Below are 25,711 nucleotides of genomic sequence, written 5' to 3'. Positions count from 1 at the left end.
TGGGGCGATCAGCGGCAAACGGGCAGGCTGATCGACGCAGTCGGCGGGGGGCGAACTTTATCATAGAGATGTAGGTGCTTTCCTACGTAGGGGCGATCTGCCACATCAGAGATAGAACGTGTCCGGAGTAGCATGGCTTCACGTTGAATCATTCTGTTAACATTGTGCATCCCCACACTTTTCTTCAAATCAGCGGGCCTTTCGGGCTTTCGCTGGTCTCGTTGTCTCTGGAGTTATTCATGCTGTTGCCCATCCTGCTGCTGTCTGCGGCCGGCTTTACTGTGCTTACTACCGAGTTTGTCATCGTTGGCCTGCTGCCTTCGATTGCCCGCGACCTTGAGGTCACCGTGCCCCAGGCCGGTTTGCTGGTGACCCTGTTTGCCTTTACGGTTGCGGCCTTTGGCCCGTTTTTGACTGCTTACTGCGCGCGCTTTGAGCGCAAACGCCTGTTTATCTCGATTTTGCTGATGTTCGCCTTCGCCAACACCGTGGCGGCACTGGCGCCGAATATTTGGGTGATGGCATTTGCGCGACTGTTACCGGCACTGGGTTTGCCGGTGTTCTGGGCCCTGGCCAGCGAAACGGCAGTGGACATCGTAGGCCCGGATTACGCCGGGCGGGCGATTGCCAAAATCGGGTTCGGAATCGTCTGTGCGACAGTGTTCGGCATCCCGGTAGGCACCCTGATCTCGGATGCCTGGGGCTGGCGCAGTGCCTTCGGCATTCTGGCCGTTGTCGCACTGGCCAAGGCGCTGTTGCTGTGGATGTATTTGCCGGCTACCCATGGCGTAAAAGAAAGCGTCACCCTGCGATCGCAATTTGCCCTGCTGCGCAGCCCGCTCATGATGGGTCACATCGTGCTCTCAGTGCTGGTGTTCAGCGGCATGTTCACGGCCTACACCTATCTGGCCGATATCCTTGAGCGTCTGGCAGGTTTCGACGGCACGCTGGTGGGCTGGTGCCTGATGGGCTTTGGCGCCGTAGGCCTGCTCGGCAACTCGTTGGGCGGACGGATGGTGGATCGCCACCCGCTGATTGCCTCGATGGTGTTTTGTGCCTTCATGATCGGCGGGCTGGTGGCGCTGGTGCCGAGCATTCATTCAACCCTGGGCCTTGCGGCGGCGATGGGTATCTGGGGTGTGACGCAGGCGGCCATGTTCTTGGTCAGCCATGTGCGCCTGATGAAAGTTGCACCCCATGCGCCGGCATTTGCCGCGTCGCTGAATATTGCGGGGGCCAATCTGGGGATCGGCCTGGGCGCGATGGTAGGTGGGCGGGTCATCGATAACTATGGCCTGGGCAGCCTGGGGTATGCGGCTGCCGGGTTTATCTTGATCTCGATTCTGCTGGCCATGTTGCTGATGACCGCCAAGGTGCGCCCCGTGTGCGCTAGCGCGGGGTAAACAATTCGCGTCGGGCCCCCTCGGTGATTGCAACGATGCCGGGATGACGGATTTTTCGCTCGACGGTGATGGCGTAAAACGATTCGGTCACGGCTTCGGTGTGGCCGATCAACTCGACGTCAAACTGGCGTATCACTTCCTGGGCAATCACGCTCGGCGCAATAAATACGCCAATTCCGGACTGGCCAAAGGCCTGCATCAACGCGCTGTCATCGAATTCACCGACAATCCGCGGCTGTATCTGCTGCTCGGCCAGCCAGCGCAACAAGCGGCTTCGCAACACGGTTTCGGGTCCTGGAATCAGCAGCGGAGCGCCTTGCAGGCAATGGGGAAAGTTCTCTGAGTAATCTCTGGCAAGGGCCGGGGTGGCAAAAAAGCTGATACCGCATTCCCCCAGTTTCTGGCTAAAACCCTTGATGTCCAGGTGGGAGGGCATCGGGCTGTCTGAAATAACCAGATCGAGACGTTGAATGGCCAGGTCTGCCAGCAGCCGATCAAGTTTGTCTTCGCGGCAGGTGATACGGATCGGCTCATCCAGTTCCATGGTCGGCGAGATCAGGCGATACACGATCGATTTGGGCACCACATCGGCCACGCCTACCCGAAACAGAATCTGCTGCTCTTTAGGCGCCATGCGCAGCATGCTTTCCAGTTCGCTGCCGAGCTGAAAGATCTGTTCTGCATAGGGCAATACCTGGCGGCCGGTCTCGGTCAGCTCCAGTTGGCGCCCGACCCGTCGAAACAAGGGCAGGCCATAGGTGTCCTCCAGCAGGCTGATTTGCCCGCTGATGGTCTGCGGGGTGAGGTTCAGTTGCTCACAGGCGCGAACAATGCTGCCGGTTTTGGCGACGACCCAGAAGTAATGAAGTTGACGGTAATTTAGCATCAGCGCTGCAACACTTCGTAAAAATCGAAGTATAGCGCTTATAAATACGAATTTTCCTGAAGTGTTCAACCCTCTAGAATCCCGCGTCATGCGCAAGCCACTCAGGTGGCCGCCGATTTAGAGAGGAAAATGATCATGAACATTAAACAATCAGGTGTTGCACTACTGTTGTCGGCAGGCTTGTTGCTCATGACCGGTTGCGATCAGGCAGAAAAAGCGGCGCAACAGATGTTGAGCAAAACGGCTGAATCCGCCAAGCAGGCCATTGATGACACCCACAAGGCTGCTGAGCAAGCGCTCAGCGATGCCACGGGTGGACTGATTGAAAAAGAAAAGCCTGAGCAAGAAAACGAAAAATCGTCCAAAGCTATCTAACCAGTCTTACTGCAGAGTCCGAGCACACCTATGGAATATCTTTTACAACTGGCTGCCAGCCCCGCAGCCTGGGTCGCTTTAGCCACGTTGATCGTGATGGAAATCGTGCTGGGCATCGATAACCTGATCTTTATCTCGATTTTGACCAACAAACTGCCTGAGCAGTACCGCACCAAGGCCCGTCGTATCGGTATCGGCATGGCGTTGATTCTGCGTCTGGGCTTGCTGGGTACCATTGCCTACATCGTTCAACTGACTACGCCGGTGTTTGAAGTGTTGGGCAAGGCCTTCTCGTGGAAGGACATGATCCTGATTGCCGGTGGTCTGTTCCTGGTGTGGAAAGCCACCAGCGAAATCCATCACAGCATGACCCCGCAGGAGGAAGAAAAAACCGAGAGCGTGTCATCGAAAGTGACCTTGGGTTTTGCCGCGGCTATCGGTCAGATTTTGATGCTGGACCTGGTGTTCTCCATCGACAGCATCATTACCGCAGTAGGCATGACCGAGCACTTGCCGATCATGGTGATTGCAGTGGTGGTGGCGGTGATGGTGATGTTGCTGGCTTCGGAGCCCCTGGCCAAGTTCATCAATGACAACCCGACTGTGGTAATGCTGGCGCTGGCCTTCCTTATCATGATCGGCATGACCCTGATCGCCGAAGGCTTCGGTGCTCATGTGCCCAAGGGTTACGTGTATGCGGCGATGGCGTTCTCGGCCACTGTTGAGACACTTAACATTCTGGCGCGGCGGGTACGGGAAAAACGTCAGGCAGCCCTGGTGAAATAAACGCACATTGCTGTTAAAAAGCCGTCCACCCTGTATGGGGTGGACGGCTTTTTTGTGGAGTCAATGTGCGCTTGCTGCGCCAGTTACCGGTTTTTCAGGGGTGTCTTGCGGTTTGGCCTGCACCTGCGGATGGTGATGGCGGCTGATGCGCATCAGGCCCCATAGCATGGCGCCGGCAACGGCCAGCCAGCCTGTGATCAGCAGGAAAATAGTGATTATCGGGCTCATCAGTGCCTCCTTTGTCCCCTACGGGCTCAAACACACACTAAGCAAGGGACAGTCTAGTCTGTGCAGTGTTGCAGTCTATTGACCGAAGGTCGTGCTGGACTAACCGATTTGCTCTATCACGTCGATTGGGCTGTGGCTTAAGGCTATACCTTGCCTTATTGGCGCCCTATGATCGACGGCCGTGGCAGGCCTTGCGGTCTGGCGTTCATTCAAGGCGAGGGAATATGCAGGCTGTGACTGGATTGAGATCAGCACGAATGTGGCTGGCAGCGTTGTTTGTGTTTGTGTTGGCGATGGCGGGGTGTGCCAGTGTCGAGTCGCCCGAGTTTCGGCGTTTGCCGGAACGCGTCGAGCTCAATGGCGTTCCCTTTTTTCGCGGTAACGCCAATCAAGGCGCTCCGCAGACACTGGCCGGGATGCTCGGTGAGCAACGGATCAGAATCACCCCGGGCCTTTTGGTCAAGCCGCTGAAACTGCCGGGCGGCGAGGCGTCGTTGCAAGGCAACATAGAACAACTGGCCGCTGGCTACGGGTTGATGGTGTACCCGCTGGATACATCCCTGTCGGCGTTATTGGCCCAAGTAGCGGCCGGTTATCCGGTCATGGTGCGCTTCAGCGACGGAATGCTCTGGTCAGAGCCGCGCTATGCAATGCTGGTGGGTTACAACCGCGCCAAGGGTACGGTGTTGTTGCGGGCAGGCATGGAGCGTCGACGCGTGATGGACTTCAAGGCATTCGAGTCAGCCTGGAAGGATGCCGGGGGCTGGGCAGTGTTGATCCTGTCGCCGACACAATTGCCAGCCAATGTAGACAAGGCGCGCTGGTTGAAAGTGGCCAATGACCTGTCCCGCTCCGGTCAGGAGCAGGCAGGGGCCACGGCCATCAAGACTCTGGGGTCGCACAACTAGTTAGAAGCCGAACTTGTCCCGCAGGCTGTAGTACCACGCACCCAAAGCGGTCAGCGGCGTACGCAGCAGTTGCCCGCCGGGGAACGGGTAGTGAGGCAAGTCGGCAAAAGCGTCAAAGCGCTCGGCCTGGCCGCGCAGGGCTTCGGCCAGTACCTTGCCGGCCAGGTGGGTATACGTCACTCCGTGGCCACTGCAACCTTGCGAGTAATAAATGTTGTCACCGATGCGGCCGACCTGAGGCAGGCGCGACAGCGTCAGCAGGAAGTTACCCGTCCAGGCGTAATCAATTTTTACGTCCTTGAGTTGCGGGAAGGCCTTGAGCATTTTTGGCCGGATAATCGCCTCGATATTGGCGGGGTCCCGCGCGCCATACACCACGCCACCACCAAAGATCAGGCGCTTGTCACCGGACAGGCGATAGTAGTCGAGCAGGTAATTGCAGTCTTCGACGCAGTAGTCCTGGGGCAGCAGCGTTTTTGCCAGCTCTTCGCTCAGCGGCTCGGTCGTGATTACCTGCGTGCCGCAGGGCATGGATTTGGACGCCAGTTCGGGCACCAGATTGCCCAGGTAGGCATTGCCCGCAACGATGATGAACTTGGCCCGGACCTTGCCTTGGGGCGTATGCACCACAGGATTGGCGCCGCGCTCTATGCGAATCGCAGGTGACTGCTCGTAAATCTTGCCGCCCAGGGACTCGACCGCGGCCGCTTCACCCAGCGCCAGGTTGAGCGGGTGGATATGCCCGCCGCTCATGTCCAGCAGCCCGCCCTGATACTGGTCGCAGGCAACCACTTCACGAATCCGGCGCTGATCCAGCAGTTCCAGGGACGTATTGCCATAGCGTTCCCAGAGCTTCTTTTGAGCTTCCAGATGACCCATCTGCTTGCCAGTAATCGCAGCAAACACACCGCCGTCTTTCAAATCGCACTGGATCTGATACTTGGCCACGCGTTCACGAATAATCTTGCTGCCTTCGAAGGCCATATTCCCCAGCAGTTGTGCCTGCTTGGCTCCCACCGTGCGCTCGATCACATCGATATCGCGGCTGTAGCTGTTAACGATCTGGCCGCCATTGCGCCCCGAGGCACCGAACCCCACCTTCGCGGCCTCCAGCACGGCGACCGAGAAACCGGCCTCCAGCAAAAACAGCGCACTCGACAGCCCGGTGTAGCCGGCGCCGATTACACAGACGTCCACCTCAACCTCGCCCTGCAGGGCAGGGCGCTCAGGAGTCGGATTAGCTGAAGCCGCATAGTAGGACTGGGGATAGTGAGTGTTCGACATTCTGCAGCCTCTGTTTTATATTTTTTACGAGTGAAACCGATGCTACCTGAGTTGAAATCCCCCCGCCAGCCACTGGCGAATGAGCTTTTTTGCGGGAAAAATAAAAAATTCGACTATTCATAGGGTTAGCTGCAAAAAAGGTGTTGACACCCCTCCGCAAATCTATAGAATGCGACCCCACAGCAGGCACGTAGCTCAGTTGGTTAGAGCACCACCTTGACATGGTGGGGGTCGTTGGTTCGAGTCCAATCGCGCCTACCAAACAAAATCCGCTCTGCTGGGCGGTCTAGAAGGGCTCACCGAAAGGTGGGCCCTTTTTTGTTGTCTTGAATTTCATGCAGAACGTTCACAAAATATCGGGTTCGTTCACACGGGGCAATGTGAATGCCTGTCGGTGGCTGTTTTTGAGCTTGCTCCTCTGTGTAAGAGCCCCCTGAGCTTGACGCGAGGATCGCAGGTTGAGAGTTTAGGAAGTGGCACACTACGGAATGGACGCTCATGCCTCGCAATGAATTTGACGCCAAGAAGCGGCACCATTATGTCTGGGCAAACTATCTGACTCGCTGGGGTAGTGGTACTAGGAATGTTTTCTACACCACCAAGACTGGTAGGATTGCGCACGACAGCGTGCGCGGCATAGTTGTTGAAGATTTCTTCTACAAAATCACCCCGCTTAACCACAAGCAAATCGAGGTGATCAAGGGTTATTCACAGCTAAGCCCAGATCATCTCCAGCGCCATCACGTGTCGTACCTTAATGACTTTCTGAAAATGCAGCATGATGAAGCTGTTTACCGTAAGTCTGGTATTCGGATACAGGAAGTGGAGCAGCACCTCCATGCGCTGAAATGCAACCTGTTGGAAAACCTTCACGCCTCCCATGAAAGTAAGGCAGGGCCAGTATTAGCTGCTTTGGCCGATGAGCAACTCGATGTGCTATTGGATAAGACACATATGATTGAGTTCATGGTGTTTTTCGGACACCAGATATCCCGCACGAAAACTTTCCGTGATAGCGTCATCCAAGCTCTGCCTCGGCGCAATGCCATAGAGATTGATATGGTCGAGGCTATGGCGCATGCGTGGTGGTTCTTGAGCTACATGTTCGGGATGAATATCGGGTATGACCTATACGTGGGTCGTAATTATGCTAAGCATGCGTTGTTGATAAATGATACTCGGGTGCCTTTCATCACGTCCGACCAACCTGTCGTCAACGTGCATTCGTGTGTATCTGAGACTGAGTTCGCCGCGCCTGAGTACTCCGACCTCTACTACGCGATTTCGCCGCGAGTCGCTTACATCATCTGCGATTCCGACCGGTTTGCTCGGGGGCGGAATGTGGTTGATGAGGTCACAGTGGTGGAGCTCAATACAAAAGTTGCGGCTCAGGCAAAGACGCACATCATCGGTGATTCCGAGAATGCCATTCTGCCCTTCCAAAAATATATTGGACGGCGCTACCAAAAAGCTCATCCGGATCTGGCGCATAAGCAATTGCCATCAATAGATGGACGCTTACCTTTTTGGTGTTAGTGGTCTGTGGTCGAGCTCTTACCTGAGTCCTTAAGTCCTTTGTGCTGTCTCAAACTGATCAGTTTCGCAAACCGCATTTGTAAATCCGGTAGGGATAGGATCATGGCTCGACCACTCGGACATCCTGAGCTGAACACCCACTCTTATGAAAACAAAATCCCCCTGCGCTACCCAGTTGCACCATCAGGGGGTCGATCAATCGCCATTGTTTCAACGGCTACAGCATCGTGTAACCGACGTTAAGCACCTAACCCTGGCTCACCCATTGCTTCGGTGCTGGCGCGTCTGATTGGCCCAAAGGTGGGTTATGTTCTGTTCCAGTGGCGTTTAACTGTGGCAATGCCGATTCCAAGTTCTGATGCCACTTCTGACTGTGACATGCCATCGACTTTGAGGCCCTGTACGGCGGCTGTGGTGTCGTTAGCTTTGGGGCGACCCAACGTCTTACCTTCGGCCTTGGCACGCTTCAAACCGGACTGTGTGCGCTCGATCAGCAGGTCACGTTCAAACTCAGCCACTGCACCCAGCACCTGCATGGTCATCTTGCCCGCTGGGCTGGTGAGGTCTACACCGCCGAGTGCGAGACAGTGAACACGGATACCAGTGGCTTCAAGGCTTTCAACTGTCTGGCGCACGTCCATAGCGTTGCGACCTAAGCGGTCAAGCTTGGTGACGATCAGCACGTCTCCATTTTCCATGCGCTCAAGCAGCTTTTGGAAGCCAGCACGCTCCTTAGCGGCAACACTGCCTGACACAGTTTCCTCAATCACTCGACCGGGTTGTACGTCGAAACCTGCGGCTTTCACTTCCTGCACTTGGTTTTCGGTGAACTGTGTTGCGGTGCTGACTCGGCAGTACAGGAAGGTGCGTGACATGGTTATCTCCTTGAAAAGTGGTATCGCTTAAAGTGGTATCACGATATAGGTATCGTAAAGTACTGGCAACCCTTATTTTGCGATACCAGAATGCACCCTGTTTCACTGGTGTCGTTAAACGGTCGTTTGTTGATACTGGGCACTCCCTTGGCTTGAGAGTGCCTGTGGTGACATTCATAGCGTTGTACTGCACTATGAGGTCGTGACTCTGATGACTGGGATAACGACAATTGCACAAGATTCTAATGCTGCCTCTAACCCTGATTGTCGTTGGGTGTGTCGCTCAAGAAAAGATAGCTGCCAAGCCTTACGACAATCCTACAAAGGGTTATGTCGTTTACACACCTGAAGCTGGATATCAGCGATGGGATGGCATATATCTGAAAGGCTTTCACTCAACTGGCCTACAGTACCTTGACAACTGCGTTGCTTCAGGACCATTAACGCCCGCTAAACGCCTGCAAGGTTATTTGCGGTATGACGAAAAGGATGGTGTTGTTTACTTGGTCTATAACGGTGGCCCTTCTATGGCTCGTTGTGACATCAACTACGACATCATCAGAGCAGAAGTTGAACATCACATTGGACGGCAGAAGTCGGTAGCCGAAGCCAAGGCCATAGAAGGCAACAGAAAGAGAGAGCAGGCAGAGCAGCGAAGAGCTGACAATCCGAAGGCTGCAGCAACCGAGGATTCAATAGAGCTTTTTGTAAAGTATTGCGAGTTATTGAAGGACGCTACAGGCAATGCTTCGCACATTGATGATCTAAGAGCAATGAGGCATGATTATGTTGGTCCAGTAACGAATGCTATTACCTATCGATATTCCCTGAATTTGTTTCGGAATACTGGCGGCAATGTCTATTGCCAAGCAGTAGTGCCGCAATTCAAAGAGCAACTGTATTCGTTAGGGATTGATCCCACACAATGAGCGGTGGTTCAATCGGCTTTGTACTGAAAGCTTGTGTTGATCAATTAGGAGTTCAGGGAGGGCTGATTGCCAATGTTGTGATTGGCGTATACGGGAAGGGGGTGTGCGGGCATGACGGCAAAAGCATCAAGAGCTTTCTCGCTTATCGCTCACTGGCTAAAGAGCAACGGCAAAAGCTGCCGGGCACTGAAGGCCAATCCTGATCAGCCTTGGAGGATCTGTGATTAACGTGGTGTAGCTGAAGCGTATAGCGGAGGTCAGAAGTCGTCTGGTGCATCTGTGATCGGCGTTTTGTGCTTGTACTGAAGGTTTGGCTCAATCAGTGGCTTGTTAAGCACGCTCCAGCGGCGCACTGAAGGCTTCTCAAAGAACTCTGCAAGGTTGTGAGCATGTTCACGTTTGACTGTGGCAGCAGCGCCATCACTGCGACTATCAGGCAAGCCACGACCGCGAGTGATCTGCCTGACGCCCAATAGAGGTTTACTTCAGCTGAGCGTTCGCGGCGAGTGGATAAATGATCTTAACCCCTTAATGACTCCTTTAGTGCCTCGTAGTCCTGATCAATTTTGGTCAAGTGTACTCTGACGTTCTGTTGTAAAACGGAGAACCCCGAAGCGGCTAGCTCTTGACGCTTTTCATAATCGTCTCTGTAGTTGTCTTCTAATGTCTTGCCCAGTACTGGGTGTTTATATGGGCCCTGTATAAGGGTTTCGACTGCGGAGCCAAGAAACACCATCTGATCGGTAAGACTAAGCATTGCAATCACTGCCTTGCTTGAGCCTAGCTCATGCATGGGAACTCCTTGGAGAGCCTTGACCACGCCCTCAATAATGGTTTTGTCATATACCGCGTAGATTTGAATATTGTTGCCTGAGTTAAACCCCATAACGTCTATCGCTTTGCGAATGTTACACGCATGCGTATGGGCAGCCTCCGCAATGGCAAAGATGGTTTTACGCTTTGCCGATGCAGCATGATTGATCGAACTTCTCGAGATCCTGACTGCATATACTATTGCTGCTACTGAGCCAATTGCCTGAATCCATGCAGGTGCTCCCTCCCATAACAGGTTCCAGTCAAAACTCATCTCTAATCTCCATGTGGACTGCCATGCAGGCTACCACCTAAGCAGAAACAGTTGTAGGTGTGAAATCCTATCTTGTGAGAGATCGTACAGGGTTGCTACCACATAAGCCCTTGTAGGAATTTCTGGTGATGTATTTCAGACTTAATTCGATGGCAGATGGTATTACGTCAAGAAAAGGCTTTCGCACCGGGTGCACTTAACATTAGCATGGTAATGGCCAATAGAAATCGGCACATGGCGGGCTCTACGTTGAAATCTGAGCGATTGGCAGGGTAGTTAGCGCCGTGATTCCACCGTGATTACGATCAGGCGTCAGGGAAGACCAATGGTGCATAACAATCAGCCACTTCTTTCTGTAAACGTGCCATTAGCTTCTCTTTGGCAGATGCTGCCGCTTTCACCTGTTTCTGCTCCTCAACTTGGAGTAGCTGCTCAAGCAGGAGGTTTTGATACTTGGCGTGATCGGCCTCAAGTTCAGCCTTGTAAGCGTCGCGAACGTCATTATTGATGGTTGCAATATCAACTTCCTGCATTGCTGGTGGCTTCACTAAGTGCGCGAAATAATTCAAAGACTCCATATTGATGGGGTATTTTGAGAAGCTGTACCCTGCTGCAATTTTATCAGAAACTGCTTGCAGGAATAGCTGGGGAATTGCTCCTCTAACCATCTCGCAGCATTGTTGCGTTTGTTGATATGCAAATTTATGTTGTTGCTGGCGACGTTCCAGCTCGTTTGGATCAAACTTCGCTGGGATGCCTTTGATTACAATCTTGTCTGTATTGGTGTTGGTCATTGATAACTCCGTATGTTAGATGTTTGAATAGTTGCCAGTGGCATGGCGTACAAGCTCCTGAGAGGCCTCGTGAGGACTCTTGCGACTCTACTGGTAAGTTGGGTTGGATTTTGATATGTCGTCGCTCTGTGCGGCTTATATGCGACCTGTTGCCGATATCACTTTGTCTTTGGCTTGGACTTCGATAGATCGAGTTCAAAGATATTGATCATCTGGGATACTACGTAGTTGGCATTCTGCTTGCCAAGCAAGTACATGATGTTGCTGAGTTGCTCAGAAGCCTTATCAGAAAGCTTGATGTTCATGCTGTTGCTCCTTGATTGGTGTTAATGATCTTGCTCAGCAAGAAGGCGTTTATCAAAAGCCCGCTAACATCAGCCTCAGCTTTCCACTGAATGAACTGGGCGTTCGGCACGGCTATTTTGATTGAAACACTGCGCTCTTGATTGATGCGCCATTGCGCAACCCTATGGACTGCATTGCAGTACTTGGTATCAACTCGTTTGTTGATCAGTGGTTTTCCACAGTGCAAGCACAGTTTGTTGTTGGACATGTGTCATCCTCCTTTCTAGGTTATAGGTATGGGGTTGGTGTACGGATGTTTTAGATGGTGCACAGAAAAACACCACAGCATTGCGCATGTGGTGTCTTATGTATTGATAGATTGGGAAGGAAGGCTGTAGCTGGCAAAAGAGGGAGTGCCAACTAACAGCAATGACCGCATGCGGTGGGCCATAACTTTCAGACCGACTCACGCACAGCTAGAAGGGAATACGGGAGGGTCGGAACGTGTTTCTTCCTTATGAAACAAGTATACTACAATTGATAGCTGTTGTCAATAGACCTGCATTGCTCAATAGCTAAAGACTATGATAAATTTCATTGTCTTACTCTATCTGATAAGTTGGCAGCTTTGGTTGTGAAAGTGATAACGGTAACTCTCAGTGAGGATCACTGGAAATGATGAAAGAGCTTGCCGGGACACATTAATCCGGATCAACTGCGATGCACTTAAGTTGATTGAGTCGCGTATGTGTATATTCTGTGCTGATGCACAGGGCTGAGTATGCTTTTGACGTTGCCGTCAGCACTACCACCACAAGGCTTTCGCTTTACGCTTTGCCGGTCATCTGCCATATAGGCAGAAAGGCTTGTAAGCTTTTGATCTTGATTGTTAGTGTATGGCATACCATGTGCATTGCACATAAACAGAGTCAAGATAAAAAGCGACAGCTTTGATTGTGGTAATCATTGATTGGTGCAGTGTTCGACCGTCAGGTCGGTGGTGGGTGGATCGCTAAGATCAAATGCCACAGTATTCACAGCGTCTGCTGTGGAAGCAGTATTATGTATTACATAGTGGTCGCAAGCCGGACAAGGTATTATTCACAGCAGATGCTGTAAGGGGAGGCTTGTCCGACTCTTATAGTATGGTGGTCGCGTGCCGGACAAGTGATATCAGTTCTGAATTTCAGATGCCTGTCTTCTGCCTCTATTTAGCTCATCTCGACATTTAGTCGTTCCTCCAGTGTGTCAGTGAGGGTTGTCGAGCGCTTCAGTAGCTTGCTCACTGGCTCACCTTGCCCGTAGCTTGGGATTGCCAGCTTAAGTAGGTAATTCTCCGCCGCATACCGTTGTTTTTCTTGGGCATAATCGGCTGCTTCAGTGTCTTCTCTCCACTGGCTTGCATGACTTTCCATAAACCGGCTTAGACAGGCTTCAATCTGGCTCTTCAGTTCGATAGCGCAAGCTTCCAGATACTGCCTCGAAGCACTGGGTGCATCCTCGTTAACCCAGTCCATCACGAAAAGCGCGTTGCGAGAATCTAGTTCTGCACGAGTCCGCACCCTATCTTTGACGCGCTTAACGACGTTGCTATCGTAGTTGCTGACATGCTTCTTTTTGTCGTCATCCCAAATGGTTCCATACTCTCGGTGAAGGATGTCACGTAGTTCATAGTCGCGAATACCGTATGGCCTGATGGCAAGTGGTAGGGCGCGTTCTACGGATCTTTCAAAGGGTGTGGTTACAGCCTTACCCTTCGCGACATCCTTGCAGTAGCCTTTAATCTTGCGCTCGGGCAAGCCGGTCTCTTGCATGATGTTGGCATATGACATGCCTTCCATGCGGAGGCGGACTACTCGGTCTTTCTGGAGCTGCTCTGCTTGTGAGTCGTCGTTGGCAGGGGGGCGAGGGAACTCAAGAATGTTTGAGTCTTTAAGGCGGGGCTGGTCGTTTGTATCGGATGTCAAATTTGAGGCGAGTGCGTGCTGCATTGGAATATCTCCTGTTCAAGTTCAGTTCATAGGCAATCCTCTAGGGTTCTGCCGGTTAGGTTTTGGGTAAATAGCAGACACAAAAAACCCCCATCTGCAATGCACTGATTTCGCAGTGGTCGCGCTGGGGGTTTCGGATGTCTGTCGCAGTTTGATGCGAGGGAGGGATTATACACAGCCCTCGCTGTTATGCAAGTGATTCTTGATGCTATCTGATGTGTTGGAGAGCCACTTGCAAAGTACTGCTCAAATTTCAGTCAATCAGGTGCAAAACGTCCCTGACATTGAGGTGTGAGTAGCGTGCAACAGATCGTGTGTCCCTGTGTCCTGAGACGATCATGATCTGAGCATTGTTGAATCCTTTCTTGGCTACGTTAGTGATGCGCGTATGCCTAAGCTGGTGAAGTTTGACGCTGCTATCCAAGCCAGCCTTAACCCGTGCCAGCCTCACAGCCTGAGATACTGCGTGAGGGGTGACTGTGAAGATCAGGTTGTGCGGGTGGCCTCCGACTGCTGCACATAGCTGGGCTAGCCGAAGTATTTCTACAGCGCGGTGGGTGAGGGGGACTGAGCGAGTGCCGTTCTTCCCGTCGATTACATCGGCAATGCGATCTTGTAGATGTAGGCAGTCTTTCGTCAGCTTCAAGATTTCAGATCGCCGCATGGCAGTTTCATACGCCAGTTCAACAATGAGCTGCATGGTGGGAGATAGCTTTGCCAGCAACCGCTCAAGCTCGCTTGCACGAATCACCTTGTCAGAGGATCTGTCTGGCTTTGGCAGCGCAATGTCACTCACCGGGTTGTGAATGTTGATCAGCAATTCGCGCTTTGCGAATCGGTAAAATCGAGACATGAAAGCGAGCTGTATCCTGCACGTTGAAGGTTTCACCGTCTTCAGTCGCATGATTTTGAAGTCGTTGATCATCTTCGGAGTGATGTCTTGGATTGGCTGGGTGAATTGTCTACCAAGGTGCTCAACAACCTTTAGAGCGTGTTGATAGCTGCCTTTGCCTCTGAGCATGGTTTCGCAGTAGGTCATGCCCAACGTATAGATGGTGTGGTGCTTGTGATCCATTGTCACGGCTTCAATCTGGCTGGCCCATGACTCTGCCGCTGCTTTGGTGCTGAAGGTTTTGGATTGGGGAGATTTGCCTTTGACTCGTACCTGAGCGTTCCAGTTGCCTGATGGAAGTAAGCGAATGTTGGCCATTTTTGACGCCTCATAATGTGAATGGGCGTTCTGTGAAATCCAAGAGCAGCAAGGCTTGCAGCTTGCGCAAGCAGACATTGACATGGTGGGGGTCGTTGGTTCGAGTCCAATCGCGCCTACCAAACAAAATCCGCTCTGCTGGGCGGTCTAGAAGGGCTCACCGAAAGGTGGGCCCTTTTTTGTTGTCTTCGATTTGCAAAACCCCCCACCTCAGAACGCCAAATCAGCTCCCGCCTCCAGGTACTCGATACCTTTCTCTGTGTGCCCGTCCTGATAGTGTTTGGTCATCTTCGCGTCCGCGTGACCCATTGTTCTTTGGTCGAGCCTTATTCGTACCGCAAGGGTGTGCTGATCGTACTCGGGTCAGCGATGAGCATGCAGTCCAGCTTTGTACTGAACTTTGAGAATTTCGACAGCGTTCTCTATGCCAGATCAAGGCCTATGGTGTTTGATTGTAAATGCATTTACAATTATTCTAATGTGACTGACGCAAGGCAAAGGCCATGGAAATCAAAGAGTCTATTGAGATTAGATCGACCCCCGCGCAAGTGTTCCGTTTGTATAAAGATGCGGCGGGCTGGGCCGATTGGGACCCAGAGGTGAGCAATGCAAGCTTGCCCGGCGGTCTTGAGTTGGGCGCCAAAGGCTGGCTTAAGCCAAAGGTGGGACCCAAGGCCAACATTCAGATTGTCGAAATGACCGAGGGCAAGTCGTTTTCGGTGCAAAGCCGTTTGCCTTTATGCCGCATGGAATTCGGGCACCTGCTTACCGAAGTGGAGGGGGGCACTGTCGCAACCCACTGGGTTGAATTCTGCGGGCCGCTGAGTTTTCTGTTTCGATACCTGGTCGGTAGATCAATCCAGGCATCGATGCCCAACACGATGCAGGGGCTCAAGAAGTCTTGTGAAGCCCAGGCACGTTCCCGTGAGTGCTAATCAGGATGGTGTCGAGGGGCGCTGGAGTGGTTCCGTCTTTGCAGGACCAAACGACAGCCCTGGATTCCGGCTTTGGCGTGACTTTTTAGACTGGCAGCGTCAACTCAACGCTCGCTTGAAACCTTTGGGTCTTACCCAGCCACAGTTCGCCATCCTGGCTGTAAGTGGCTGGCTGACAAGAGAGGGCGAGCCGATTACTCAACATGGCATTGCCAGTTTTACCGGCATGGATCGCATGCATATTTCGCAAATCATTTCTCGTCTGGAAAAGGACGGGCTTATTGAAAAGCAAACAAACCCGCACGACCAGCGCGCAAACCTGGTTTCACTTAGCGAAGAGGGCCATCGTCGATTGCGTGTTGCGATACCTGTTGTTGAAGCCTTCGACAGTGAGTTTTTTCTAAAACCCAGCGTTTGAATGCCTGTTTGACAATCATCACGTGATGCCCCCGGGCCCGCCTTGTGCGGGCCTGTTCGTAAGGGACGCATATGTCGACTCCATGGCAACAACTGAATCTGACACCGGTGCTGAGCGCGCCAATGGATAATCCGGATCAAGCCAGAAGGGGCGGGATAGAAGGCATCATAAAATCAGCCACTGTTCTCAACGTTGTTTTTACAACCCGTCACAGTGGGATATGGCCGACACACCAGCATCATTTTGTCCTTCGGTTCGAATCCGTGATCAATCATGCAGCGTTGCACTTTGGCAGTGCGTCCGATGCTGGCAACTTCACGGTTCGACCCGAGTGGTTTCGGATATCCGCAGGCGTACATAACGGGTAGTGCTTCCTGATTATTGGCGTGTTGCATCGAGAAGTGGAGTGACGCGCCGGCTTTTCGCCAGGAGACTTGCATGTCTTCATACCGGCCAGAATCGGGTTTTATTGGATAAAAGCCTTCATCGGCTTCGAACGGCAATGCTTCAAGTTGGGACAAGCCAAGTGGATGACCATTTCTTTCTTCCACGCAGGCTGGAACATCGCTCATGACTTCACAAAATTCAAACCCGTCTTTGCGCGTAAAACCCAGGCGTTGCATGCACTGGAATTGAAGCACCCGTTCGTTTGTCGGTAAACGGTCCAATGAGCGTCCTACAGGGTTCCCACACTCTGCCATGGCCGCTTTAACGCCGTCTACGGAAGTAGAAGTGCGTTGCCACTGTGTGAACTCGGCTGAAGGCGGGCAACCGGTAAGCAACAATACCGTTGCGACCAGGGCAGGGAAGGTGATGATCTGACCGTTACGGAACATAGTGATCCTTACTTATGTCGGTCGAGGCGAATGCTGTTAAGTCTTTGGGCGCATTGACCAGGAAGAATGCTCGGTCCGAAAAGGTGTCACGCACACAGCGGCGAGGGCGCTGCGGCTGGTACAGGCCCCGTCAGCGACGGGGCCTGCCGGGTTGGATCAGAACGCCAGACCGACCTTCACGCCGAACTCGTCACGCTTGAGTTTGGTGTTGTCGGCAACCGGCGAATCTTCGTCGATCTTGTACTCGGTACGGGTGTAGTACACGCCCGCGTTGATCGGCATGTCACCGTTCTGGTTCATCAGCAGCGACACTTCTGCGTACGGGTTGGTACGGTCTTTCATGTCGACGCTGTCACTGCCGAAGTTGTCGACTTTCAGGCGTGCGCGGCCATCGATCGAGCGGCGGACACCCACTTCTGCGCGCAGGGTCGAGGTGTCGAACTGGTGGTTGTAACCCAGTGCAACCTTGGCAAATGGCGATTTAAGGGTCAGCTTTGTGTCGAGATTGTTGATTTCGGGCTCGAAACGGGTCCAGTTGTAACCGCCGCCGACAATCACGTCGACGAAGTTGCGTGCATCCAGCGCGGCGCGCCAGCCAAGGTCGAGATCGGCCTGGGCTTCCTTGAGCTTGTCGTCATTTTTCTTGCTGTATTTGACTTCACCACCGAGCTGGTAAATGAAGCCGGATTCGGCGGTCATCTTGTTGCCATAGTTGGCGAACACGCCACCCTGGGCCAAATGTTCCTTGTCGGACTTGCTACCGCCTTCGAACTCGAACGTGCTGTAGGAACCCAGTAAACCGATGGTGAAGAGAGGGTCGGTGCTTGGGGCGGCCGTCACTGCCAGTGGTGCGCTGAACAGCGCTAGGGCACAGGTGTGACGCAGCAGTTTTGCAGTAAGCATTAGCGAGTGTCTCCATGACGTTGATAAAAATATTGAGCGAGCGATTAGGTATAGCACTCCTGAAAAAGTTCAAAAACACAAACCAGAAAGCCAAACCCCGAGGTCGGAAGTCGTGGCGATGCCTGTCTTATACTTGAAACATTTTGTCGCGCAGAAACATTACTGAAATATTTCATTCTTATTATCAGGGGAGGATTTTCTCAAGGTATCTGTCTCATGCGCCGAGCTGTATTCAATCTGAAAGGGGGCGTTGGGAAATCCAGCATTGCCTGCAATCTAGCCGCTGTGAGTGCTGCTGAAGGCTATCGCACACTTCTGGTGGATCTCGATCATCAGGCTAACGCCACCCAGTATCTGACGGGGCTGGCAGGTGATGATATCCCTGTGGGGATCGCTGATTTTTTCAAGCAAACCCTCTCCAGCGGCCCGGCCAGCAAAAAGAATCGAGTCGCCATCACTGAAACGCACTATGACAACCTGCATCTGGTCACCGCGAACAGTGAGCTTGCTGAGCTCCAGTCAAAACTCGAGTCGAAATTCAAGGTCAACAAACTGCGCCGCTTGTTGGTGGAGCTTTCGCAGGATTACGAGCGTATTTATATCGATACGCCGCCGACTCTCAACTTCTATTCATACAGTGCGCTGATCGCCGCCGACCGGGTGTTGATTCCTTTCGATTGCGACAAATTTTCCCGGCAGGCGCTCTACAGCGTCATCGCTCAAGTGGCCGAGCTTCAGGCGGACCATAATGAGTCGCTGGTCGTCGAGGGCGTGGTGGTCAACCAGTTCGTAGGGCGCGCCAGCTTGCACCGGATGCTTATTGACGAATTGATCGCCGAGGGCATGCCTGTGTTGCCCAACTACTTGAGCAGCACCATCAAAATGCGTGAATCCCATGAGGCGTCCGTGCCTATGATTCATCTGGCGCCGCGGCATAAACTGTCACTGGAATATGTAAGCCTTTTTTCAGCGTTGGAGCGGGCGGGTTAACCCAAGAGCAAGGTTGATACTGTCCCGGATGAGCAACTATGCAGATACGCAAACTGACCCACGATGACCTGCCTCGCGTCAGCGCCCTGTGCCTGGACGCGTTCATGTTGGCAGTTGCGCCTTCGTTGTCGGCACAGGGTGTTGAAACCTTCGTCAGGGTGGCCGCAGTGCAGGCGTTTTCCGACCGCATGGAGGGCGACAACCTGATGCTTGTCTGTGTCGCTGATGGAGCGATAGCGGGGCTGATCGAGCTGAAGGAAGGACGCCACGTGGCGATGCTGTTTGTCGCGCCGGGATGGCAGCGTCGGGGCATCGGCATGCGCCTGATGAGCGCGGCACTGGAGCAGGCCAGAGGTGAAGCCGTGACCGTCAGTGCATCGCTGTCTTCGGTAACCGCCTACGAAAGCTACGGATTCAGCCTCGCAGGGGACGTGGGTGAGTTTGCCGGGCTGGTCTATCAGCCGATGGAGAAGCGCCTGCCCGAAACGAAAAGTGCTAACCGCCCCTGTGTCACTCAGACCCAACTCACGCCGTGAATGAGTGACATGTAGCGAGCCTCTGTTATACGGCGCTGACCGCTAGGGTTTTTTGCCGACGATACAGAATCGTTGTCGCGGTAAATCCGCACACTGCCGCGAACATCAGCCAGTACGCAGGCGAAGCTTTATCCCCGGTGGCCTGGACAAGCAGGGTCGAGATTGCCGGGGTGAAGCCGCCAAATACCGCAGTCGCCAGACTGAAGGCCAGCGAGAACCCCACCACACGCACATTTTGTGGCATCACTTCGGTCAGTGCCGCGACCATGGCGCCGTTGTAAATACCGAAGAAGAATGAGAAGTACAGCAGAACGGCAAGCAGTCGTTCGAAGCTGGCGGCTTCTGCCAGCCAGTGCATGGCCGGGTAGGCGGTGAAGATGCACAGTAAGGAAATCGCCAGCAACAGAGGCCGACGACCGATACGGTCAGACAGTGCGCCACCGATAGGCAGCCAGAAGAAGTTGCTGATGCCGACCAGCAGAGTCACCACCAGGCTGTCAGTGGTGCTCAGGTTCAGTACGGTTCTGCCAAACGTAGGGGTGTAAACCGTGATCAGGTAGAACGTGGTTGTGGTCATGGACGCCAGCAAACCGCCTGCCAGCACGGTGCGCCAGTTATCACGCATCGAGCGAAAAACCTCGCGGGTCGTTGGACGATGGTGGCGTGCCGTGAAGGCTTCGGTTTCTTCCAGTGAGCGGCGAATAATGAAAATGAACGGGATGATCACGCAGCCAATGAAGAACGGAATACGCCAGCCCCAGTCGGCGATTTCAGCGGCTTGCATGGTGGCGTTGATGGTGTAGCCCAACGCAGCTGCGACGACGATTGCAACTTGCTGACTGGCGGATTGCCAACTGGTGTAAAAACCGGTGTGACCGGGTGTGGCAATTTCCGCGAGGTACACAGAAACGCCACCCATTTCCGCACCGGCGGAGAAGCCCTGCAGCAGCCTGCCCAACAGCACCAGAATCGGTGCCGCTATGCCAATGCTGGCATAGCCCGGCACCAGGGCGATCAATACGGTACCGGCTGCCATGATCGACAACGTCACGATGAGCCCTTTGCGCCGGCCAACCTTGTCGATGTAAGCCCCCAGCACAATCGCACCCAGCGGACGCATCAGGAAGCCGGAGCCGAACACGGCAAAAGTCATCATGAGCGAGGCGAATTCGCTGGTGGCGGGAAAGAACGTCCGGGAGATGTAGGTCGCATAAAACCCGAACAAGAAGAAGTCGAACTGTTCGAGAAAGTTGCCGCTGGTGACCCGCAAGATGGCGCCCAGTTTGGACCCCTTGGCGCGGGGTGTTGTCGTTGTAGTTTTCATCATGGCTACCGTTGTGCTCACTATTGTTATTGGAATGAGTGACCTGACCGTCAGTCGCTGCCGGCGTTAATCGGGTTGGGTTGACGCTTTTCGATGGCGTGTTTGAGCAGTGCTGCGCTGCGGAAAATTCCATGGGCGAACTTGCTGTAGGGCATGGTCAGGAAAAACGCCATGACCAGTCCGAGATGGATAGCCAGCGTCAAGCCCAGTGCGCTGGTTTCGCGCAACGCCAGGAGCGCCAGGCCGCTTGCGCTGACCAGAAACAGCAGGGCGATGAAGCCCAGGTCCATGGGTTTTTGATTCACGTCGCCGTGGGCCGGATTGCGGCGCAGGTTCAACCAAAGCAGGCCTGCGGGGCCAATCAGCAGGCCTATGCCGCCGGCAATGCCCAGCATCACGGGCAGGCTGGACACCGGATAAGGCGCCGACCACTTCAGCAGATAGTGATAAAGCGTGGCGACACCGGTTGCTGCGAAGCACAGCAGGAAGCCGTAGAAAGTGAGGTGGTGAAACCGGCGGCGCCACAGGGTGAATTTATCGTCGGCGTTGTTGCAGCCTTGGCCATGGCCGCCGTCCAGGTATTTGAGTTGTGCAACGTTGGCCGTCGCCTCCAGCGCCGCAGAGGTTTTTAACGGCAGGGAGGCTGCGGGTGGTGAGATGTTGTGCCAGAAGCGCCTTACACCCAGGGTCAGCGCAAGTACCGCAAAGCCGAACACCGCGCCAAACATCAACGCCAGGGTGTTGTGCGGGAAAATCCCGTAGAAGTTACCTCCAGGAATGGCGGTGAACAGGTTGCCCATGAGCATCAGGGTCAGGCATAGAAAGAGTGCCAGGCCCGCTCCCGACGCCAGTGCCAGTGTCAGACCGTTGCGCTGATACAACTTGCCCATCGCGCGTGGCCACGCGTATTCGGCGTAGGTATCAAGGCGTACCTTGGCCATGGCTTTCGGGACATTGACCTCGAATTCATGGGGGGCAGCGTACTGACAGGCGTGCAGGCATGCGCCGCAGTTATGGCACAGGTTCGCCAGATAATGGATGTCTGCCTGGGTGAACTCCAGGCGGCGTGTCATTGCCGGGAAAACCGCGCAGAAGCCCTCGCAATAACGACAGGCATTACAAATGCTCATCTGCCGCTGGACTTCACTTTCGTCAAGGTTCAGGACCGGGATCAGACCGCCCGACGCCGTGGGATCAAACAGTTGCATGTCGAGACTCCGTGTTCGCAGATAAAGCGCCAAAGCCCACCGAGGCAGCCGCTTGTGCACCGGCTATACGGCCGAATGCAGTGCCAATGGCCATGCCTATGCCGGCGGTGTATCCCTTGCCCAGTACATTGCCGGCCATCATTTCTCCGGCCACGAACAGGTTGGGGCTCGCCTTGCCGTTGAAATGCACGGCGGCGGTGTGGTCGGTTGCAAGGCCCAGGTAGGTGAACGTGACACCCGGTTTCAGCGGGTAGGCATAAAAAGGGGGTTTGACCAGCGGCCGGGCCCAATGGGTCTTGGCAGGTGTCAGCCCCTGGGTGTGACAGTCGTCCAGCGCGGTGTGGTCGAAAGTGCCGACGCGACAGGCGTTGTTGTAGTCCTCGACGGTCTTGACGAATTGATCCTGAGGCAGTTTCAGCTGGCGGGCCAGGTCCTGCAGGGTATTGGCCGTGGTTCCGGGGAAGACGGGCGGCATGAAGCGTCCGATGGCCTGCTGATCGATGATGGAGTACGCCTGCTGACCCGGTTGTCCGGCGACCAGGCGCCCCCAGATCGCATAGCGCTTGGGCCAGAAATCCTCGCCCTCGTCATAGAAGCGTTCGCCCTCGCGATTGACCACCACCCCCAGCGAAACGCAGTCGATGCGTGTGCAGATGCCGCCGTCATACAGGGGCGCGCGGGCATCAATTGCCACCATGTGGGCCTGGGTCGGATCACCGATGACATCGGCGCCGAGATCAAGCATGCGCCGCAGCACAATGCCGGTATTGAATCGGGTCCCGCGGATCAGGAAGTTATCGGACGGCCATTCACCGCGTTCGTTCTGCCCCCACGCTTCGCGGAGCCACTCACGGTTGGACTCGAAACCGCCGCTGGCCAACACGCAGGCCCGGGCTTCAATACGTTCAGCCGCCACAGGCTGGCCATCCACTTCGTGCTCGCCAATGTGGGCGGCGACGAATTTATCGTCGTCCAGCTCAATGTCGGTGACTTGGGCGTTGTAGCGGATTTTTACACCGAGGCGTTCGGCGCTGCGGTAATACGCATTGATCAATGCTTTGCCACCACCCATGAAAAAAGCATTGGTCCGCGCCACGTGCAGTGCGCCGGACAGGGGGGGCTGAAAATGCACGCCGTGGGAGCGCATCCAGTCGCGGCAGGTGGATGATGCACGGATAGCGATGCGCGCGAGTTTCTCATCCGTAATGCCGCCGGTGACCTTCAAAAGATCTTGCCAGTACTCTTCTTCCGGATAGGCATCGATCAGCACGTCCTGAGGCTCGTCGTGCATGCAGCGCAGGTTGCGGGTGTGTTGGGAGTTGCCCCCGCGCCAGATTTTCGCCGAGGCTTCCAGCAGCATCACGCTGGCGCCAGCTTCTCGCGCCATCAGAGCGGCGCACAAGGCTGCGTTACCACCCCCCACGATTAATACATCGATCATTATCGCTCCTCGATTTGCAAGGAAGCGGGAACGAGGTGCTCCTTGCGAGTTGAGGGCACGATAGAGGCGAGGGTGGAGGGCCGAAAGGCTGCTTTTGGCGCGGGGTGTTCAGTTTTTCTAAAGACTTACCGGTGCACGATGCCGCTCAGCTCGAGGTTGAACGGGGAATCAAGGGTCCTGTTCCTCAATCCACGTTGCGCCTGGCCACTGTTTGTCGACCACCAGTTGTCGCGCCACGTCGACGATGACCAACCGGGTTGCCAGCGCGGCTGGGGACAATTCGTCTTCAGCCAGTGTGGCCAGAAGGTTGCGTCGCCCCACATGGGGATCGGAAATTCTGACCAGTGAGAGTCCAGACTCGTCTTTCAATGCGGCGGCGGCGCCCGGTTGTATGGTTGCAGCATGACCGGCCCGGACGGCGTTCATCAGGACGGCAAGACCGTCCACTTCCATGATGACATTGGGTGTTAGCCCGAGCCGCTCGAACGCGTTCACCAAGCCTGAACGCAAGCCGTGCTGTGCACTGGGCATTACCAGCGGCAAGCTACCGAGGTCTGCCAACTGCACGCTGTCACCACACGGAGCCTGGGGCAGAGTGGGGGAGGCAATGACGAACAGCTTTTCGTCCAGAAGGGGTGTGACACTCCAGCGTTTCCCGCCTTCGAGCTGGAACAGAATGGCCAGGTCGATTTGTCTGGCGTTGAGCTGTGCAGCCAGGTGCCCGGATAGCATTTCTACCAGATGCAGCTGTATGTCCGGATACCGGGCACGCATTGCGTTGATCAACGGCAAGGCAAGAACGGTTGCGGTGGTGGGCGGCAGGCCCACGCTCACGTAGCCACTCATTCGCCCGCGATGGGCGGCCATGATGGCGTTTTGCGCTTGGCGCAGTGTCAGTTGGGCGTGGTGTAAAAACCCGAGGCCGGCGCTTGTCGGCGTCACGCCAGTGGTGGTGCGATTCAGAAGGCGGGTGCACAGCTCGCTTTCCAGCTTGGAGATCTGCTGGCTGAGGGCTGACACCCCAACGTCCAGTTCCAGTGCCGCCCGCCCGAGGCTGCCATGCTCGATGATTTTGACGAAATAGCGCAGCTGTCTTAATTCCAATGTCAGAGTCCCGCGAAACAGTTATTTGAATCCTGATCGTTTGCTGGCGCACAGGTCAGATCGAGTCTGGAAGCGTGAGCAGCTTTTCGAAATAGACGCGCTTGAATCCGTCTTCAGTGCGTTGCCCAACGTTTACATACCCGAGCTTGGGGTAGATCAGGAGATTGTCGGCCATCATCACATTGGTATAAAGCTGCACGGCCTGCATGCCGCGCTCGCGGCCGGCGCTTTCACAAAAGGCAATGAGCGATTTGCCCACGCCGCGTCCGGTTGCGCTGGGCAGGACGGCCACATTCTCCAGAAGGATATGCTCCTCCCTGGCATGAAACACAACGAACCCTTGAAAGGTGCAGTGCTCATCCGTCGCGACGTAGACAGCGCCAGCTGCAATCTGCGCGGCAAAATCAGCAACCATGGGCGCAGGTTTGCGCCCAATAGCTGGTACATAGCGCGCGTAAGCCTGTTCGGCGCAGTCCCGGATGTTGGGTTCATCGTGTGCTTCAGCTAGCCGGATCATGGCGGTCTCTCTGGTTGCCGGAATCTGATACTTCCCGACGGGCATCTGTGTCGCAACACGTTAGCCTACTTCCAGGGTCGTTATCCTGCCCCATGGCCACCCGCTGGCGGCCATGGAGGATTTTCGCGGCGTGGCCTTCTCAACCTCGCGGGTCAGGACATCTATCGTCAGACCCTCGATGAGCACTTTCGCCAGGCCGGGAGCGACTGGCGCAGTGAAGCGGCGGGAGAATCAATGTGGCTTGAGGTCGGTCAGATAGCTGGCGATGTCTTCGCCGCGCTGCGCGAACTCTTCGACATCGTTTTCGTATGACGTGACGTCCCTCGGTCGGTACTCATGCAGGCAAAGCACAATGGCCTGCTGAAAGTCATCTGAGCTGATGTGTACGCCAAATTCATCGAATGCGCTTTTTAACGCCAGGTGAAAGCGTTGATCGTCCACTTGATCTCCGCTGTGCCATGTCTCTGCTGAGAGCCAGGGTTTCAACAACGTCTTGAGTTTTTCCGTATCCATGATGCTTTTCCTTCAATTGCCGAAATCGATGGCAAGTCTCTGCACATTCTTGCGCTGATCACCAAGGTTCTACCGGACTCTGGCGGTTATGCAATAGCACCTGGCCATGGAAATAAAATCCGTGTGACACGTATCGCGCTGGCAAGCCAGGGGAGGGCTCAGCGCCAACCCTGTTTAACCGCTCAAACCTGCGTCGAAGCGAGCAGCCTGTCTGGTGAGGTTTCAGTGTCATTCGATATAGCTCGAAGCGAGGTTTTTATTCCATAAAACAAGTACAAATGAGATTTATAGTACGTTTTAATCTATTCAAATGACTTTGAAATGATTGGAGTATTGGTCTTTGAAAACATCGGCGCTCTTACCTTTCGGCCTCGCTCTGCTCGCGACCTGTGCAACGGCTTTTGCGGGC

Annotated in this window: 29 protein-coding genes, 1 tRNA gene and 1 pseudogene; 13 read left to right on the top strand and 18 right to left on the bottom strand. The window is 54.4% G+C overall.

All coding sequences use genetic code 11. From position 1 onward, the window contains the following. Nucleotides 1-239 precede the first annotated feature (239 nt). Entirely contained in the window at nucleotides 240-1,403 is a 1,164-nt protein-coding gene (locus KO536_RS06410) for an MFS transporter (protein WP_133077227.1), read from the top strand. Here the strand turns inward: KO536_RS06410 and nhaR are convergent. Next, the gene (gene nhaR, locus KO536_RS06405; protein ID WP_219261488.1) at nucleotides 1,390-2,289 is read right to left on the bottom strand and encodes a transcriptional activator NhaR; all 900 of its coding nucleotides are present in this window, start codon (nucleotides 2,287-2,289) and stop codon (nucleotides 1,390-1,392) included. The two genes, KO536_RS06410 and nhaR, sit on opposite strands and share 14 nt — an antisense overlap. Before the next feature lie 135 nt (nucleotides 2,290-2,424). Here nhaR and KO536_RS06400 point away from each other — a divergent pair, with 135 nt between their 5' ends. Both KO536_RS06400 and KO536_RS06395 read left to right on the top strand, forming a co-directional pair. Further along, nucleotides 2,425-2,664 (top strand): hypothetical protein, encoded by a 240-nt coding sequence (locus tag KO536_RS06400; RefSeq protein WP_133077252.1) that lies wholly within the window; start codon nucleotides 2,425-2,427, stop codon nucleotides 2,662-2,664. 30 nt (nucleotides 2,665-2,694) lie between these two features. Next, nucleotides 2,695-3,450 (top strand): TerC family protein, encoded by a 756-nt coding sequence (locus tag KO536_RS06395; protein WP_133077229.1) that lies wholly within the window; start codon nucleotides 2,695-2,697, stop codon nucleotides 3,448-3,450. 60 nt (nucleotides 3,451-3,510) lie between these two features. Here the strand turns inward: KO536_RS06395 and KO536_RS06390 are convergent, their stop codons facing one another. Beyond that, nucleotides 3,511-3,678: a hypothetical protein gene (locus tag KO536_RS06390; RefSeq protein ID WP_219261487.1), complete on the bottom strand. Its 168-nt coding sequence runs from the start codon at nucleotides 3,676-3,678 to the stop codon at nucleotides 3,511-3,513. A gap of 224 nt (nucleotides 3,679-3,902) precedes the next feature. Between KO536_RS06390 and KO536_RS06385 the strand changes: the two genes are divergently transcribed. Further along, nucleotides 3,903-4,586 (top strand): peptidase C39 family protein, encoded by a 684-nt coding sequence (locus KO536_RS06385; protein ID WP_133077230.1) that lies wholly within the window; start codon nucleotides 3,903-3,905, stop codon nucleotides 4,584-4,586. Here the strand turns inward: KO536_RS06385 and KO536_RS06380 are convergent, their stop codons facing one another. Continuing rightward, nucleotides 4,587-5,870, bottom strand: a complete 1,284-nt coding sequence (locus KO536_RS06380) for an FAD-binding oxidoreductase (RefSeq protein ID WP_133077231.1) — start codon at nucleotides 5,868-5,870, stop codon at nucleotides 4,587-4,589. Nucleotides 5,871-6,054: 184 nt separating this feature from the next. On the opposite strand from KO536_RS06380, the gene KO536_RS06375 reads away from it, so the two are divergent. Together KO536_RS06375 and KO536_RS06370 are read left to right on the top strand one after the other, a co-directional pair. Beyond that, nucleotides 6,055-6,131 (top strand) — tRNA-Val (locus tag KO536_RS06375). Nucleotides 6,132-6,368: 237 nt separating this feature from the next. Beyond that, nucleotides 6,369-7,406: a DUF4238 domain-containing protein gene (locus KO536_RS06370; protein ID WP_219261486.1), complete on the top strand. Its 1,038-nt coding sequence runs from the start codon at nucleotides 6,369-6,371 to the stop codon at nucleotides 7,404-7,406. Nucleotides 7,407-7,711: 305 nt separating this feature from the next. On the opposite strand, the gene KO536_RS06365 is transcribed toward KO536_RS06370, so the two are convergent. Beyond that, nucleotides 7,712-8,281, bottom strand: coding sequence for a recombinase family protein (locus tag KO536_RS06365; protein ID WP_219261485.1), 570 nt, complete (start codon nucleotides 8,279-8,281; stop codon nucleotides 7,712-7,714). A 245-nt stretch (nucleotides 8,282-8,526) separates the two neighbouring features. Here KO536_RS06365 and KO536_RS06360 point away from each other — a divergent pair, with 245 nt between their 5' ends. After that, on the top strand, nucleotides 8,527-9,210 hold the full coding sequence (locus KO536_RS06360) for a hypothetical protein (RefSeq protein WP_219261484.1): 684 nt from the start codon (nucleotides 8,527-8,529) through the stop codon (nucleotides 9,208-9,210). Beyond that, nucleotides 9,207-9,413 (top strand): hypothetical protein, encoded by a 207-nt coding sequence (locus KO536_RS06355; protein WP_219261483.1) that lies wholly within the window; start codon nucleotides 9,207-9,209, stop codon nucleotides 9,411-9,413. Before KO536_RS06360 ends, KO536_RS06355 begins: the two co-directional genes overlap by 4 nt. A 317-nt stretch (nucleotides 9,414-9,730) precedes the next feature. Here KO536_RS06355 and KO536_RS06350 read toward each other — a convergent pair whose 3' ends face one another. The 6 genes from KO536_RS06350 to KO536_RS06325 form a co-directional block, all read right to left on the bottom strand. Then, nucleotides 9,731-10,297, bottom strand: coding sequence for a hypothetical protein (locus tag KO536_RS06350; protein ID WP_219261482.1), 567 nt, complete (start codon nucleotides 10,295-10,297; stop codon nucleotides 9,731-9,733). A 305-nt stretch (nucleotides 10,298-10,602) separates the two neighbouring features. Further along, entirely contained in the window at nucleotides 10,603-11,091 is a 489-nt protein-coding gene (locus KO536_RS06345) for a hypothetical protein (protein WP_219261481.1), read from the bottom strand. 158 nt (nucleotides 11,092-11,249) lie between these two features. After that, complete coding sequence (locus KO536_RS06340) at nucleotides 11,250-11,396, bottom strand: hypothetical protein (RefSeq protein ID WP_219261480.1); 147 nt, start codon at nucleotides 11,394-11,396, stop codon at nucleotides 11,250-11,252. Continuing rightward, nucleotides 11,393-11,644 (bottom strand): hypothetical protein, encoded by a 252-nt coding sequence (locus KO536_RS06335; protein ID WP_219261479.1) that lies wholly within the window; start codon nucleotides 11,642-11,644, stop codon nucleotides 11,393-11,395. The genes KO536_RS06340 and KO536_RS06335 overlap by 4 nt, the downstream gene beginning before the upstream one ends. 943 nt (nucleotides 11,645-12,587) lie before the next feature. Continuing rightward, on the bottom strand, nucleotides 12,588-13,367 hold the full coding sequence (locus KO536_RS06330) for a hypothetical protein (protein WP_219261478.1): 780 nt from the start codon (nucleotides 13,365-13,367) through the stop codon (nucleotides 12,588-12,590). Between the two features lie 253 nt (nucleotides 13,368-13,620). Beyond that, nucleotides 13,621-14,577, bottom strand: coding sequence for a site-specific integrase (locus KO536_RS06325; RefSeq protein ID WP_219261477.1), 957 nt, complete (start codon nucleotides 14,575-14,577; stop codon nucleotides 13,621-13,623). A gap of 503 nt (nucleotides 14,578-15,080) precedes the next feature. Here KO536_RS06325 and KO536_RS06320 point away from each other — a divergent pair. Then, nucleotides 15,081-15,512 carry an SRPBCC family protein gene (locus tag KO536_RS06320; protein WP_133077237.1) on the top strand — a complete coding sequence of 144 codons (432 nt, stop codon included), beginning with the start codon at nucleotides 15,081-15,083 and terminating at the stop codon, nucleotides 15,510-15,512. After that, entirely contained in the window at nucleotides 15,502-15,930 is a 429-nt protein-coding gene (locus tag KO536_RS06315; protein WP_133077238.1) for a MarR family winged helix-turn-helix transcriptional regulator, read from the top strand. The genes KO536_RS06320 and KO536_RS06315 overlap by 11 nt, the downstream gene beginning before the upstream one ends. Before the next feature lie 173 nt (nucleotides 15,931-16,103). Here the strand turns inward: KO536_RS06315 and KO536_RS06310 are convergent, their stop codons facing one another. Beyond that, on the bottom strand, nucleotides 16,104-16,766 hold the full coding sequence (locus KO536_RS06310; RefSeq protein ID WP_133077239.1) for a hypothetical protein: 663 nt from the start codon (nucleotides 16,764-16,766) through the stop codon (nucleotides 16,104-16,106). A gap of 156 nt (nucleotides 16,767-16,922) precedes the next feature. Beyond that, a complete protein-coding gene (locus tag KO536_RS06305; protein WP_133077240.1) occupies nucleotides 16,923-17,669 on the bottom strand; it encodes an outer membrane beta-barrel protein in 747 nt (248 codons plus the stop codon). A gap of 216 nt (nucleotides 17,670-17,885) precedes the next feature. On the opposite strand from KO536_RS06305, the gene KO536_RS06300 reads away from it, so the two are divergent. Continuing rightward, nucleotides 17,886-18,659, top strand: coding sequence for a ParA family protein (locus tag KO536_RS06300; protein WP_133077241.1), 774 nt, complete (start codon nucleotides 17,886-17,888; stop codon nucleotides 18,657-18,659). A 38-nt stretch (nucleotides 18,660-18,697) separates the two neighbouring features. After that, on the top strand, nucleotides 18,698-19,195 hold the full coding sequence (locus tag KO536_RS06295; protein ID WP_219261476.1) for a GNAT family N-acetyltransferase: 498 nt from the start codon (nucleotides 18,698-18,700) through the stop codon (nucleotides 19,193-19,195). Nucleotides 19,196-19,220: 25 nt separating this feature from the next. Here the strand turns inward: KO536_RS06295 and KO536_RS06290 are convergent, their stop codons facing one another. From KO536_RS06290 to KO536_RS06270, 5 genes are all read right to left on the bottom strand, one after another. After that, nucleotides 19,221-20,522 carry an MFS transporter gene (locus tag KO536_RS06290; RefSeq protein WP_133077243.1) on the bottom strand — a complete coding sequence of 434 codons (1,302 nt, stop codon included), beginning with the start codon at nucleotides 20,520-20,522 and terminating at the stop codon, nucleotides 19,221-19,223. A 47-nt stretch (nucleotides 20,523-20,569) separates the two neighbouring features. Next, nucleotides 20,570-21,727: a tricarballylate utilization 4Fe-4S protein TcuB gene (tcuB, locus tag KO536_RS06285; protein ID WP_219261475.1), complete on the bottom strand. Its 1,158-nt coding sequence runs from the start codon at nucleotides 21,725-21,727 to the stop codon at nucleotides 20,570-20,572. Next, complete coding sequence (gene tcuA, locus KO536_RS06280; RefSeq protein ID WP_133077245.1) at nucleotides 21,714-23,168, bottom strand: FAD-dependent tricarballylate dehydrogenase TcuA; 1,455 nt, start codon at nucleotides 23,166-23,168, stop codon at nucleotides 21,714-21,716. The genes tcuB and tcuA overlap by 14 nt, the downstream gene beginning before the upstream one ends. Nucleotides 23,169-23,336: 168 nt before the next feature. After that, complete coding sequence (locus tag KO536_RS06275; protein ID WP_133077246.1) at nucleotides 23,337-24,272, bottom strand: LysR substrate-binding domain-containing protein; 936 nt, start codon at nucleotides 24,270-24,272, stop codon at nucleotides 23,337-23,339. 55 nt (nucleotides 24,273-24,327) lie between these two features. Then, the gene (locus KO536_RS06270) at nucleotides 24,328-24,789 is read right to left on the bottom strand and encodes a GNAT family N-acetyltransferase (protein WP_133077247.1); all 462 of its coding nucleotides are present in this window, start codon (nucleotides 24,787-24,789) and stop codon (nucleotides 24,328-24,330) included. Nucleotides 24,790-24,865: 76 nt separating this feature from the next. On the opposite strand from KO536_RS06270, the pseudogene KO536_RS24505 reads away from it, so the two are divergent. Then, a pseudogene (locus KO536_RS24505) lies at nucleotides 24,866-25,002 on the top strand (LysR family transcriptional regulator); the annotation flags it as partial. Nucleotides 25,003-25,020: 18 nt separating this feature from the next. On the opposite strand, the gene KO536_RS06265 reads toward KO536_RS24505, so the two are convergent. Next, on the bottom strand, nucleotides 25,021-25,302 hold the full coding sequence (locus tag KO536_RS06265; RefSeq protein WP_133077248.1) for a hypothetical protein: 282 nt from the start codon (nucleotides 25,300-25,302) through the stop codon (nucleotides 25,021-25,023). Nucleotides 25,303-25,711: the final 409 nt, after the last annotated feature.

Origin of the sequence: Pseudomonas sp. NKUCC02_KPG (assembly GCF_019345465.1) — a bacterium.
GTDB lineage: Bacteria > Pseudomonadota > Gammaproteobacteria > Pseudomonadales > Pseudomonadaceae > Aquipseudomonas.
Note: the sequence above shows the minus strand (reverse complement) of the source record. Positions and strands in the feature narration are given on the sequence as shown.